The sequence below is a fragment of the Acinetobacter lwoffii genome (genome assembly GCF_015602705.1).
GTDB classification, from domain to species: domain Bacteria; phylum Pseudomonadota; class Gammaproteobacteria; order Pseudomonadales; family Moraxellaceae; genus Acinetobacter; species Acinetobacter lwoffii_E.
Window position 1 is genome coordinate 581,548 of the sequence record NZ_CP059081.1, and the last position, 12,933, is coordinate 594,480.

The 12,933-nt window shown below is 44.8% G+C and carries 11 protein-coding genes and 1 tRNA gene; 3 read left to right on the top strand and 9 right to left on the bottom strand.

Annotation, left to right across the window (positions count from 1 at the left end):
* Positions 1 to 83 precede the first annotated feature (83 nt).
* Positions 84 to 767, top strand: coding sequence for a LexA family transcriptional regulator (locus tag H0S56_RS02740; protein ID WP_195725604.1), 684 nt, complete (start codon positions 84 to 86; stop codon positions 765 to 767).
* A gap of 24 nt (positions 768 to 791) precedes the next feature.
* On the opposite strand, the gene secF is transcribed toward H0S56_RS02740, so the two are convergent.
* From secF to queA, 8 genes are all read right to left on the bottom strand, one after another.
* Positions 792 to 1,766 (bottom strand): protein translocase subunit SecF, encoded by a 975-nt coding sequence (secF, locus tag H0S56_RS02745; protein WP_171066787.1) that lies wholly within the window; start codon positions 1,764 to 1,766, stop codon positions 792 to 794.
* An 8-nt stretch (positions 1,767 to 1,774) separates the two neighbouring features.
* On the bottom strand, positions 1,775 to 3,673 hold the full coding sequence (secD, locus tag H0S56_RS02750) for a protein translocase subunit SecD (RefSeq protein ID WP_004733746.1): 1,899 nt from the start codon (positions 3,671 to 3,673) through the stop codon (positions 1,775 to 1,777).
* A 51-nt stretch (positions 3,674 to 3,724) separates the two neighbouring features.
* Positions 3,725 to 4,054 (bottom strand): preprotein translocase subunit YajC, encoded by a 330-nt coding sequence (yajC, locus tag H0S56_RS02755; RefSeq protein ID WP_004645158.1) that lies wholly within the window; start codon positions 4,052 to 4,054, stop codon positions 3,725 to 3,727.
* Between the two features lie 100 nt (positions 4,055 to 4,154).
* Entirely contained in the window at positions 4,155 to 5,285 is a 1,131-nt protein-coding gene (gene tgt / locus H0S56_RS02760; RefSeq protein ID WP_005248047.1) for a tRNA guanosine(34) transglycosylase Tgt, read from the bottom strand.
* 118 nt (positions 5,286 to 5,403) lie between these two features.
* Positions 5,404 to 6,258, bottom strand: coding sequence for a DUF4303 domain-containing protein (locus tag H0S56_RS02765; protein WP_195725605.1), 855 nt, complete (start codon positions 6,256 to 6,258; stop codon positions 5,404 to 5,406).
* A 113-nt stretch (positions 6,259 to 6,371) separates the two neighbouring features.
* Entirely contained in the window at positions 6,372 to 6,941 is a 570-nt protein-coding gene (locus tag H0S56_RS02770; protein WP_195725606.1) for a LemA family protein, read from the bottom strand.
* A 49-nt stretch (positions 6,942 to 6,990) separates the two neighbouring features.
* Positions 6,991 to 8,019, bottom strand: a complete 1,029-nt coding sequence (locus H0S56_RS02775) for a hypothetical protein (RefSeq protein WP_195725607.1) — start codon at positions 8,017 to 8,019, stop codon at positions 6,991 to 6,993.
* A gap of 16 nt (positions 8,020 to 8,035) precedes the next feature.
* Positions 8,036 to 9,070, bottom strand: coding sequence for a tRNA preQ1(34) S-adenosylmethionine ribosyltransferase-isomerase QueA (gene queA, locus H0S56_RS02780; protein WP_005106092.1), 1,035 nt, complete (start codon positions 9,068 to 9,070; stop codon positions 8,036 to 8,038).
* 167 nt (positions 9,071 to 9,237) lie between these two features.
* On the opposite strand from queA, the gene H0S56_RS02785 reads away from it, so the two are divergent.
* Positions 9,238 to 9,324 (top strand) — tRNA-Leu (locus tag H0S56_RS02785).
* 252 nt (positions 9,325 to 9,576) lie between these two features.
* Here H0S56_RS02785 and H0S56_RS02790 read toward each other — a convergent pair.
* The gene (locus tag H0S56_RS02790) at positions 9,577 to 11,808 is read right to left on the bottom strand and encodes an NADP-dependent isocitrate dehydrogenase (protein ID WP_195725608.1); all 2,232 of its coding nucleotides are present in this window, start codon (positions 11,806 to 11,808) and stop codon (positions 9,577 to 9,579) included.
* A 484-nt stretch (positions 11,809 to 12,292) separates the two neighbouring features.
* On the opposite strand from H0S56_RS02790, the gene H0S56_RS02795 reads away from it, so the two are divergent.
* Positions 12,293 to 12,802: a DUF1543 domain-containing protein gene (locus H0S56_RS02795; protein WP_195725609.1), complete on the top strand. Its 510-nt coding sequence runs from the start codon at positions 12,293 to 12,295 to the stop codon at positions 12,800 to 12,802.
* Positions 12,803 to 12,933: the final 131 nt, after the last annotated feature.

The following is a 12,933-nucleotide window of genomic DNA, read 5'->3' on the forward strand; positions in this document are numbered from 1 at the left end:
TAAAAAGCCTGCAATTCAATTGTGGGCTTTTTTATTGTAAGGTATTTGAATCATATGGATAAAAAACAGACCAGCAAACCAAAATGAGCGCGACCGAAATATTTGAACGTAGACGAAATAATCTGGCCAAGGTGATTGATCTGCTGATCGAGACGCAGCAATTTAAAACTGGCAAAGAAATCTGTGAGCATTTCGGTTTGTCAGCCTCATATATTGCGCAATTACTGAATAGCAAACGTCAGATCGGGGAGAAGGCTGCAAGGGAACTGGAACAACAACTGGGTCTAGATGTGTTCATTCTAGATCAGTCGGTTGAACCAAAAGTTGAATTAGTTTCAATACCAGAGCAAGGCAGACTATTTCAAATGCAGGTAATAGAACAGCAGGCATTTGCACTTATCTCCCTGGATTCACCGCTCTCATTCAATCAGGATATTTTTCATCTGCAATCACAGCATTATGCGATTCAGGTAGCAGGGTCGTATTATTTTCCCAGCTTAAAACCGGGCTGGTGGCTGATTTGTGACAAACAGGCCGAGTTATCCACTGCAGGCATACTCTGTGTGTATCTGGTCAATGGCCTGCAGCTCATTTTGCAGTTGGTGAGCGAAGCTCGGGATCATTATGAATTCCAAAGTCTGGATGAAAGCAGAAAGGTGATTTTTCAAAAAACCGATATTGAGAAAACCCATTCAGTCATTGCGATTCTTCCCACTGCCACATATTCAAACGGCAGAAATAATTCAGCCCATCATAAGACGGGCTGAACGATGAACATGAAACAGAACAGATTATGGAATCTGGTTCTCGTCTTCAAATTCTGGTTTCACCTGAACAATAAAGTCCTGACGGTTCAGACCACGCCACAAGGCAAAGGCCGTACCGATATAGATCGACGAATAGGTCCCGACAAAGACACCGACAAACATCGCGATCGAGAACCATTTCAGACCATCACCACCCATCAGCATCATGGCAAGCACCACCAGCAATAAGGTCATAGAGGTATGAATGGTACGACGCAGGGTTTCAGTCAGGGCAATGTTGATAATCTCGACCGGTTCTGCACCACGAATCTTACGGAAGTTCTCACGGATACGGTCAGAGACCACGATATTATCGTTCAGTGAGAAACCGATGATTGCAAGGAGTGCTGCAAGTACAGTCAGGTCAAATGGCCACTGCATCATCGCAAAAATCCCGAGGGTAACGACGATATCATGGAACAGTGACAATACTGCACCCATAGCCAGCTTGACCTCAAAGCGGATGGTGACATAGACCAGCATCAGCAGGAGCGCAAGTGCCACAGCACCGCCAGAACGGACATAGAGCTCATTACCGACCTGTCCACCGACGACATCAACCTTCGGTACTTCTGCCGCATTATTTGGCAGTTGAACTGCGGCTGTAACAGCTTTGGTCAGGTCTTCAGCTTCGATATCTTCCTGAACCGGCATACGCACCATCAGGTCACGTTCAGAACCTAAAGTCTGAACCACAGCATCATTAAAGCCTGCCTGGTTCAATGCCTTGGAGACATCTTCAGGTTTGACCGGATTGGTATAGTTTAATTCGGCTGCCACACCACCGGTAAAGTCTAAACCGAGGTTCAGGCCTTTGGTGGCAATAAAGAAGATACTCGCAACGGTTAAGAGGATTGAAAACAATGCCGCAGGCATCGCAATCTTCATAAACGGAATAATGCGTTCGTCTTCCGGGCGACCGTACTGTTTTTGATTCAGTTGAGTATTTTCAGTCATCAGTGATCTCCTTAAATGCTCAACTTTTTCAAGTTACGTTTTTTGCCATAAATGAGCTGTACCACGGCACGCGTTACTGTAATGGCAGTAAACATCGAGCAGACAATACCAATCATCAGGGTTACGGCAAAGCCTTTGATCGGACCTGTACCAATCGCGAACAGAATGAACGCCACCAGGAATGTGGTCAAGTTCGAGTCGAAAATGGTGTTATAGGCACGATCATAACCGGCCACAATCGCCTGTTTTGGCGAAGCTCCCCATTTCATTTCTTCCCGTATTCGTTCACAGATCAGTACGTTGGCATCGACCGCCATACCGATGGTAATGACGATACCGGCAATACCCGGAAGGGTAAGGGAAGCGCCAATCCAAGACATGACTGTCAAAATCATCGCCAGGTTAAAGACCAAGGCAAAGTTGGCAATCACACCAAACAGACGGAAGAATACCACCATCCAGATGGCGACCAGAAGGAAACCGATCTGAGTTGAAAGTACACCTTTATCGATGTTTTCTTGACCCAGACTTGGACCAATTACACGTTCTTCAACAAAATACATTGGCGCAGCCAACGCACCTGCACGCAGCATCAAGGCAAGTTCAGCAGCTTCTTGCGGCGAGTCCAGGCCAGTAATACGGAACTGAGAACCCAGTACTGCCTGAATGGTTGCAGCGTTAATGACTACAGATTCAGTATACGGGGTACGAACTTCAGTCTGAGTGCCGGTCGCAGGGTCTTCCACATAATTAATGCGCTGCTTGTTCTCGATGAACAAGACGGCCATACGTTTGCCGACCGCATTACGGGTGGCATCCGACATCAGTTTGCCGCCTGCGCTGTCCAAGGTAATGTTAACTTCAGCACCGCCTGTGTCTTGGCTAAAGCCACTTGATGCATTCTGAACACGTTCACCGGTTAAGATACGGTTACGGTTCAAGAGGAGCTGACGACCACTGTCCAGTGACTCATAAGCAAAGACTTCTGTACCTGGTGGCAATGCACCCGTTGCCTGACCGGTATATGGATCAATATATTGATCATTCAGGTCAGACACCAGACGGAACTCGAGGTTCGCGGTACGACCTAAGACACGTTTCGCTTCAGCGGTATCCTGCACACCAGGAAGCTCAACCACAATACGGTTGCTGCCCTGAGTTTGAACCAGTGCTTCTGCCACACCTAACTCGTTAATACGGTTACGTAAAGTGGTCAAGTTCTGATTGACAGCATAAGATTCAATTTCTTGCTTACGCACATCAGTATAGTTTAGACGTAAGGTCGAACCGGTCTCGGTCGCAACAGCCTGCTGGGTAAACTCATTGCCATTACGGCGCAAGAAGTCCATCGTTGCAGAACGGTCATCATTGTTGGCAAACTGCATCACAATGGTGTTGTTGCTTAAATTCAGGCTATTAAATTTCAGGTTGTTATCACGCAACTGACGACGTAGATCCGTCGCAGAGGTTTCCATACGCTGGGAAATAGCCTTGTCCATATCCACTTCAAGCAAGAAGTGAACACCACCACGTAAATCCAGGCCAAGCTTCATTGGTTTGGCACCAATTTTTTGCAGCCATTCTGGGGTGGTCGGGGCAAGGTTCAGTGCAACCACGTAATCATCACCTAAACCACGACGTAAAGCCTCTTTAGCTTTAAGCTGCGATTCACTTGAATCTACACGTAATAAAGCTGCATTGTTGCCAAAGCTATTGTCATGGGTGGCAATATTTTCAGTTTTTAAAATTTGCTCTGCTTTTTGTACGATGCTTGCATCAATTTGAGTACCGGCTTTGGCACCCGAAATCTGTACAGCAGGTTCATCTGGATACAAACTTGGCAGGGCATATAAGGTACTGATCACCAGGACAACCAGGATCAGTACATATTTCCATGCTGGGTAACGCATTCGTTTTCTTCTTAAAATGAAAAAGTCGTGCGAGGGCACGACTTTTTTTGATTAAAGGTTATTTAAAGTGCCTTCAGGGAGGACTGAAATCACACTTGCACGTTGAACTTTGACTTCTACACCACGGCTCAATTCAACCACTGCGAAGTCACCTTCAATCTTGGTGATTTTGCCCATTAATCCGCCTGCAAATACCACTTCACTGCCAACGCCAAGGCTGTCGACCAAAGCACGGTGTTCTTTGGCACGTTTAGATTGAGGACGCCAGATCAAGAAATAGAAGATTGCAATAAAAACAGCAATCATCAAAAGGTTCGCCATCATGCTTGGTTGTTGTGCAGCTTCACCTGCAGCGTGAGCAGTCGAAATAAAAAGGCTCATTACATTTTCCTAAAATAAAAAACTGGTGATCAACTCGATAATAAATTGACATATTCTTGCAATTTACATTGTCTTTTTCCTCAGCGCAAATACTGATGGATTAATCTTGCGGACAAGGTGGCACTTCCAGGCCACGGCGGGCATAAAAGTCATGAACAAATTCGTCAAATGTACCGTTGTCTAATGCATCACGCATCGCTTCAGTCAAACGCAGGTAATAGCGCAGATTATGAATCGTACCCAGCATCGAACCAAGCATTTCTCCACATTTTTCGAGGTGGAATAAATAGGCGCGGGTGAAGTTGGTACAGGTATAGCAATCGCAATGTGGATCGAGTGGGCTTTGATCATGACGATATTTCGCATTACGGATCCGTACCAGACCGTCTGTCACAAAATAGTGACCATTACGTGCATTCCGGGTTGGCATCACGCAGTCAAACATATCGACACCACGACGTACCGCTTCCACAATATCTTCGGGCTTGCCGACACCCATCAAATAACGCGGTTTATCTGCCGGCATTTTTTCTGGAAGATAATCCAGAACCTTGATCATTTCCTCTTTGGGTTCGCCAACGGACAGACCGCCAATCGCATAACCATCAAAGTCGATTTCAAGCAGGCCTTTTAAAGATTCATCGCGTAAATCTTCATACATGCCGCCTTGAATAATACCGAACAGCGCATTACGGTTTTTCAGCACGTCATGATGCTGGGTTTTACAGCGTTTGGCCCAGCGTAAAGACAGTTGCAAAGATTTTTGCGCTTCTTCATGCGTCGCAGGGTACGGGGTACATTCATCAAAAATCATCACAATGTCAGAGTTCAGCGTGTGCTGAATATCCATTGAAATTTCAGGCGATAAAAATACTTTTGAACCATCAATCGGCGAGCGGAAGGTGACACCTTCTTCTTTAATTTTACGCATTGCGCCCAGACTGAAGACCTGGAAGCCGCCTGAATCGGTCAAAATTGGACTATTCCATTTCATAAATCCGTGCAGGCCGCCATGTTCACGAATTACATCCAGTCCTGGACGTAGATACAAATGGAAAGTATTGCCCAGAATGACTTGAGATTTGATCTCTTTAATGTCGCGTGGCAACAGGCCCTTGACCGTACCATAAGTACCCACAGGCATGAACATCGGGGTTTCCACCACACCATGTTCAAGCGTTAAACGACCACGACGGGCACGGCCCGACTGACCTAATTTTTCAAACTTCATAGGAGTTCCACATCAAGGCGAAAAAACAGTTCGCTGATTGTTATAGCTAAAGGGCGCTATTTTCCTTGATTCTTACACTAAACGCCAGCATTGTAGAGCATTCGCTCTGTAATTTTATTTATCGCTGAAGCAAGGGAACATTCGGAGATATTGGGGGATGTGTAGAAAACTGCTGTAAGCGCTGCTGAATATCTTCCCGGCTGAGGGCGCAGCTGCCATCCGGTTCTGAGGCCATTGCAGCGATATGCTGGATCAGTTTCTGGATATAAATATTGCTATCGACAAAGTAGGATTCCAAGGTTAGCAAATAGGCATCTTGTGCCACTTGCAAATAGTCATAAGGCTCCATCACCAGCATCTGCTCTAGATCAATCAAGATATCTTTGTCGTTTTGCGAGAGTTTCAAGCGTTTCTGCATGGCAGGTAAATGAGTAGTTTGTCTGGATGCCAGAAATTTCTGTAAATGAATATGCTCAGGATTAAGTGTCTGTGCAGATTGGCATTCAAATTCGACTTGGGTGGGCAGGCTCATGAAAAACAGGATGCCATCCAGATCCAGACCATAGGCTTCAGAAAGACGATGTTTGGCCTGTTTAAAACTCTCCAGCAATAAATCCAGATGCGTCGCGTGCAGCTGTTTTTGCTGTGCCAATACCGGATGGCCAAAGCTGTGCTGGGTTTTAAAATAATCGGCCAGTAAGGTTTTAAAGGGGATAAGTCCAGAGTCGGGCAAAGCGTGGGCCCGATAACGCCACTTCCGGACATTCCAGCGATCCTGTTCCGCCAGATATTGCTGTGGATTTTCCGGATCTTTAAAAATACTGCGTTCAGTCGAGATGGCCAGATCATCCAGCAGTAAAAATTCGTCAAAGACCAGACTACAGGCATAGATTTGATCATCCTGATAATGGTCGTATAACCGATAAAATTCCTCGACCAGCGTCTGTTGCAAGTGCTCTAAATAATCCAGCATAATTTTTATTCTTTATATTATAAGTTTTAGATAGGTACAGCCGCATCCTTGGCTATTTTTATAATAAGTTAATGCGCCAAGGATGCAAAATTTTATCAGATCTTGCTGTTCACTCAGTGAAAGTTCGGACGGTAATCAAAATTCTGTGTCACGCTTTGATCACGGAATGGACGTACCACTTTTTTTCTGAGTAACATATTATTAATGATGTTGTGCGGAAAAATCTGGATCTGGTTGTTAAACAGCTCGACATTGCGATTATAAATGGTAATCGCCGCACCGACATTTTCATTCTGTTCTTCAATTTCAGCCATCATTTTCAGATAGATGTCATTGGCTTTCAGTTCCGGATAATTTTCAATCACGACATTCAGGCTATGCATTAACTGTTTGTTCAGACTTTCAATGCGTTGTAATTGTCCAATATCGGCATCCTTGATATTCAGGTTTATGATGTTCTGACGCAGTTCGGTGACTTTTTCTAGCGTGCCTTTTTCAAAACTCGAGTATTGCTCGACCAGCGGTTGCAGCCCATCCAGAATTTTCAGTTTTTGCCGTTCATAACTGGCGACATCCGACCAGGCGCGAATCGTGGCGTTGTGATGACGGACAATACTGTTGCGGATCATGATAATCGCGACAATCAGTGCCACAATGACCAAACATAAAATCAAAAATCCCATCCGAGATCTCCCCAAGCTATATCTATATTTTAAAAATGATGCGAAAAATTTATTTTAAAAACTGCAGCAGATCATGTTGTAAGTTTTCGAGCTGTTTTAATTTAAACGTTCTCAGGTGACCGCGCAATGTGGAAATATCGCTAATATTCTGCTGCTTGCTCGATACCTGAAATAAATCATGGGGCCCTAGATAGCACAGCATCTTATTTTCTGGGTGAAACAGTAAATCACCCTGACGCTGTTCAAAAAATTCTGCCAGTCGCAGCACAAAACCCGGACTGAGTAATTTGGCAGTTTGCAGCGGATCACTGCCATAAAAGCTTAATCTCTGGTTGGTGCGAATATCGCTGCTGTGCCAGGGATGGCTATAAGGATAATAAAATTTCTTTCTGGAAGTCGTAACGGCCAGTCCCTGAATCTGGATATCAAACACAAATACGCCCCACAGGTCTTTATGGACCTGCATCAGTTTGACTGGCTGACCTTCCTTATTTCGGGCCTGTACTTCATCAATATAGTGGTATTGGAACAGTAGCACCTGATGTTGCTGGCCATTTTCATCTCCCCAGACCGTGCTGGCATAACGCTGAATCTCATTACTCAACGAACCTTGATTGAATACTGGAAATAATTGTTTTAAATGCCGGATAAAGTGCAGGGGATTGAGTGGCATGGAAATATGCAGTGGCTGTTTTTGAAAGGCAAGCTGATATTTTTTGGCCAGTGCCTGTTCTTCCAGAAAAGCAATGACTTCCTCTAAGGGCTGCTGCTGTTCATAGCAAATATAGGCCCAGAAGATACAGAGACAGCCGAGAAAAACACTGCCCTGAATCCAGATATTTCCCGGCGCAATAAAAATGCTGCCAATCAGAAAAAGCCCAATTCCGGCAAGCGCAAGCGGCAGGTTATTTTCAAACTTGAGCGTAATCGGGCCATTCCAGGGATGCAGCCCATCCAGCAATTGCTGATGCGTTTTGGCCTGTTGACCCAGATCCCAAAGCCGAGCGATATTTTGAAACACCACTGCATTTTTCTTGCGGCGAATATGAATGGACTGTTGTACAGACTCGATCGGCATGGGCAATGGTTCTCGCTTATTTCGCCTGATCAATCAGCATGGCATCGCCATAACTGAAGAAGCGATACTGGCTGTCTACTGCATGCTTATAAGCATTCAGAATATTGTCACGATTGGACAAGGCAGACACAAGCATTAACAGGGTCGATTCTGGTAAATGGAAGTTAGTGATCAAACGATCGACCACTTTAAACTGATAACCCGGATAGATGAAAATCTGGGTATCACCTGTCCAGGCTGCCAGTTCACCGTTATGTGCTTGTGCTGCACTTTCGACTGCACGGGTGGCAGTCGTGCCTACAGAAATTACTTTATTACCGCGGGCTTTAGTCTGACGAATCATCTCGACCGCAGTTTCAGGGACGTCGCACCATTCGCTGTGCATGATGTGATTTTGAATATCATCGGTACGCACTGGCAGGAAAGTACCTGCACCAACATGTAGGGTCACAAAAGTTTTTTGAATCCCTTTGGCTTCCAATTTTGCCAACAGATCGGCATCAAAATGCAGGCTGGCAGTAGGTGCTGCAACGCTGGCCAGTTTGGTTGGGTCATTAAACACGGTTTGATAACGTTCAGTATCAATCTCTTCCGCTTCACGGTTGAAATAAGGCGGAATCGGCAAGGCGCCGTATTGATCCAGCACATCGAGAATTGGTTGTGAAAATTCTACAATAAACAGATTTTCATGACGGCCTTGTACGGTCACTTTCACTGCATCCGGGCCAATAAAAAGTTCTGCACCGGCTTTCGGAGTGTTGCTGGCCTTAATATGACAATAGGCAATAAAGCGATCTTGCATACGCTCAACCAGCACTTCTACCGCACCGCCTGAAGCACGTTTACCTTTTAAACGGGCCTTCATGACTTTGGTGTCGTTTAATACCAACAAGTCGCCGTCTTCAAGTAAATCCAGAATATCGGTAAATTGATGGTCATGATATTGACCTTGGGCATCGAGGTGCAACAGGCGAGAGGCACTGCGTGTTTCCAGTGGGTAGCGAGCAATCAGCTCATCGGGGAGATCAAAATTAAAATCAGAAAGTTGCATGATGATTTACGCTAAAAAAACTGCGGCTAGTATAAACTTTTTTCTTTTTTATGGCGGGAATTGCTCGATTTTAAAACGAAAAAATGCGATTTGTTTTAAAAATAAACAAATGAAAATATTCTGCGTTGACAGTGCTGAGAAATCGCGTATTATACCTTTCATCCACTCCCGAGGTGGTGAAATTGGTAGACGCGGCGGACTCAAAATCCGCTGTCAGAGATGACGTGTCGGTTCGAGTCCGACCCTCGGGACCAAAATTCTAAAAAACCCCAAGCACATTCAGTCTTGGGGTTTTTTATTGCCTGAAAAATAATAACCTGTTTCTTTTTCTCTGCTCTTCAAAATTATCTGCTTGTTTTAAAAGATAACTCGTGAAAATAACACTACATAGCATCGTTTAAAAAATAGATTACTTCAGTGATTGCGATGCATGAATCAGATATAAAAAAACCGGCGCCTAGACGCCGGTTTTTCTACATTACTGACTCAGTCAGTTTTGCAAAAGCTTAGATCGTTTCAAGCGCTGCATTCAAAGTTGCACTTGGACGCATCACTGCATTTACTTTCTCTTGATCAACTGCGTAGTAACCGCCGATGTCTACTGATTTGCCTTGAACTGCTGCAAGCTCAGCAACGATTTTCTCTTCATTTTCAGCTAAAGTTTTTGCAAGTGGTGCAAATTTCGCTTTCAATTCAGCATTTTCGTCTTGAGCAGCAAGTTCTTCAGCCCAGAATTTCGCCAGGTAGAAATGGCTACCACGGTTGTCCAATTCGCCAGTACGACGAGAAGGAGACTTGTCGTTATCTAGCAATTTACCAGTCGCTTGGTCTAAAGTTTTAGCAAGTAACTTGATGTCGTCATTGCCTTCTTTAATACCCATTTCTTCTAAAGATACCGCCAACGCCATGAATTCACCGAGTGAATCCCAACGTAAGTGGTTTTCTTCAACTAACTGCTGTACGTGCTTAGGAGCAGAACCACCTGCACCTGTTTCGTACATGCCGCCACCCGCCATTAATGGCACGATTGACAACATTTTCGCAGATGTACCCAATTCCATGATCGGGAACAAGTCAGTCAGGTAGTCACGCAGGATGTTACCTGTTACCGAAATAGTATCTAGACCGCGAGCCACACGTTCAAGCGTATAACGCATTGCACGTACTTGTGACATGATCTGGATGTCAAGACCAGTGGTGTCATGATCTTTCAGGTATTTTTCAACTTTCTTGATCAGTTCGTTTTCGTGTGGACGGTACGGGTCAAGCCAGAAGATTGCCGGCATGCCAGAGTTGCGTGCACGAGTAACTGCAAGTTTTACCCAGTCGCGGATCGGTGCGTCTTTCACCTGACACATACGCCAGATATCGCCTTCTTCCACGTTTTGTGACATCAACACTTCACCAGTTTCAAGATCAACGATGTTTGCAACACCGGCTTCAGAGATCTCGAAAGTCTTGTCATGTGAACCGTATTCTTCAGCTTTTTGTGCCATCAAACCAACGTTCGGTACAGTACCCATGGTTTTTGGATCAAAATTACCATTCCACTTACAGAAATTGATCATTTCCTGGTAAATACGCGCGAATGTAGATTCAGGCATAACTGCTTTACAGTCGTAAGGTTTGCCATCAGCGCCCCACATTTTACCGCCACCACGGATCATGGCAGGCATAGAAGCATCTACAATGACGTCGTTAGGAGAGTGGAAGTTAGTGATGCCTTTTGCTGAATCAACCATCGCCAGTGCTGGACGGTGTTCTTGACAAGCGTGCAGGTCACGGATGATTTCTTCACGTTGAGAAGTCGGAAGCGCCTCGATCTTCTCGTAAAGACCGGCCATACCGTTATTGACATTAATGCCAAGCTCATCAAAAAGCTTGCCATGTTTTTCGAATGCTTCTTTGTAGTAGATTCTTACACAGTGACCAAAGACGATTGGATGAGACACTTTCATCATGGTTGCTTTAACGTGTAAAGAGAACAGAATGCCTGCTTCACGACAGTCTTCAAGTTCTTTCTCGTAGAAGTCGCAAAGTGCTTTCTTGCTCATGAACATTGAGTCGATGATTTCGCCGTCTTGAAGCGCAACTTTTGGCTTAAGAACAATGGTTTCACCAGACTTGGTGATCAATTCCATTTTCACATCACGTGCGCGGTCTAAAGTCATTGACTTTTCGCCGTGGTAGAAGTCACCTTCGTCCATGTGTGAAACGTGAGTTTGAGACCACTGTTTCCACTCGCTCATAGAGTGCGGGTGTTTTTTCACGTAGTTTTTAACGGCAGCAGGCGCACGACGGTCTGAGTTACCTTCACGTAGAACAGGGTTTACTGCTGAACCAAGACATTTGCTATAACGTGCCTTGATTGCTTTTTCTTCTTCAGTGGTCGGGTTTTCAGGATAGTCAGGGATTGCATAGCCTTTAGACTGAAGTTCCTTGATACACGCTGTTAGCTGGCCAACAGAAGCACTGATATTTGGGAGTTTGATAATGTTCGTGTCTGGATCTTGTGTAAGACGACCTAGCTCAGCTAGAGTGTCAGGCACCTTTTGCTCTTCGCTTAGGTAATCTGTAAATTCGGAGAGCACGCGCACAGCTACAGAGATGTCACTTTTGACGATCTCAACGCCAGCTGGCTTAGTAAAGGTCTCAATGATCGGCAGCAGAGAATAAGTCGCCAGTAATGGCGCCTCGTCGGTCAGTGTGTAAATGATAGTTGACTTTCCACCAGCCATATATAGCCCCTTGCGTTGGATTGAGTTTCTGAGGACCGAACTTTTGGCCCAGTCTCTTTGAACCGATTTGCTTAAATAAAAACATTGAGAGTATCGTCTTTCAGCGCATTTCAGTCAACGAAATATGCCTTTAGATTGAAATTTGGGTGAAAATTTGTACAGATTTGTATGGTTTAGCCGTGTTTGTATTTTGTACAAAAAAATAATCATCTTCTGCTGTAAATCCTGATGAAAATGATCGGAAATGATTCGCTAGCCAATTGTATTCACTGAAAATGGTTTTTTGAGTCCGACACAGACTTAAACTGATCCTCGATATGGATATCGATACCGACTGACTGGATGCTGTTTTGCGAAAATTCAGTCAGGCTGAAGATGCAAATTTGTCCTTGGCAGAGGGCTACATCATCATGGAATAGCTTTGCGCTATACTGGCAAGCATTAATGAAATGATCTTAAAGATTGACACTAACAAGGAAATGTAATGCCCAGCCTGTTTATTGTAATGCTCGGTGGTCGTCATGCCCGTGCCAATACAGAAGTTCATGATGTGGTTTTGGCTGTGGGGGGGAGTCTGGAAGATACCTATCCGCAATTAAAAAATGCCTGGTTTGCGGAACAGAAAGGCTTGCATATTGATGCCTGGGCGCAAATCAACGGGCTAGAGTTCGAGGGCAAGTCCTATGTGCTGCAATTTACTGATGCACAGCCACAGCAATCCGATGAAAAACTTTGGCTGATTAATCTGGGTGGTTATGATCCACGTGAGTTTGGTGAGTTACATCGTTATGTGTTGGTGGTTGCGCAGAATGCTATGGTCGCTAAACAGCGCGGTAAAGCTTACTTCGCCCGGCACTGGCAAAAACAGCATACCGACCGCGTGCTGGATGTAGATGACTGTATTGCCATCGATCAGGTTTATGGCCACTACGTACAACTGCTAGAGGGTAGTTTTAGCGGCAATCGCTGGGAAAATACTTATCTCACGATTTAAAGCAGTTTGCGATTGAATTAAACCTGTGCCCGGCTTGATGATTCGATAAGCGGTTTAAAAAATCTCTTTATCAAAATTTAATAATTGGCATAATACTGCCAAGGAAAAACAGTTTTGACTGAGATGGAATG

What these genes read in the sequence shown, in the direction of transcription:
- H0S56_RS02765 (WP_195725605.1), bottom strand. Translation starts at nt 6,258, where the DNA reads ATGCTGGATTATTTAGAGCACTTGCAACAGACGCTGGTCGAGGAATTT.
- H0S56_RS02770 (WP_195725606.1), bottom strand. Translation starts at nt 6,941, where the DNA reads ATGGGATTTTTGATTTTATGTTTGGTCATTGTGGCACTGATTGTCGCG.
- H0S56_RS02790 (WP_195725608.1), bottom strand. Translation starts at nt 11,808, where the DNA reads ATGGCTGGTGGAAAGTCAACTATCATTTACACACTGACCGACGAGGCG.
- tgt (WP_005248047.1), bottom strand. Translation starts at nt 5,285, where the DNA reads ATGAAGTTTGAAAAATTAGGTCAGTCGGGCCGTGCCCGTCGTGGTCGT.
- secD (WP_004733746.1), bottom strand. Translation starts at nt 3,673, where the DNA reads ATGCGTTACCCAGCATGGAAATATGTACTGATCCTGGTTGTCCTGGTG.
- yajC (WP_004645158.1), bottom strand. Translation starts at nt 4,054, where the DNA reads ATGAGCCTTTTTATTTCGACTGCTCACGCTGCAGGTGAAGCTGCACAA.
- H0S56_RS02795 (WP_195725609.1), top strand. Translation starts at nt 12,293, where the DNA reads ATGCCCAGCCTGTTTATTGTAATGCTCGGTGGTCGTCATGCCCGTGCC.
- queA (WP_005106092.1), bottom strand. Translation starts at nt 9,070, where the DNA reads ATGCAACTTTCTGATTTTAATTTTGATCTCCCCGATGAGCTGATTGCT.
- H0S56_RS02775 (WP_195725607.1), bottom strand. Translation starts at nt 8,019, where the DNA reads ATGCCGATCGAGTCTGTACAACAGTCCATTCATATTCGCCGCAAGAAA.
- H0S56_RS02740 (WP_195725604.1), top strand. Translation starts at nt 84, where the DNA reads ATGAGCGCGACCGAAATATTTGAACGTAGACGAAATAATCTGGCCAAG.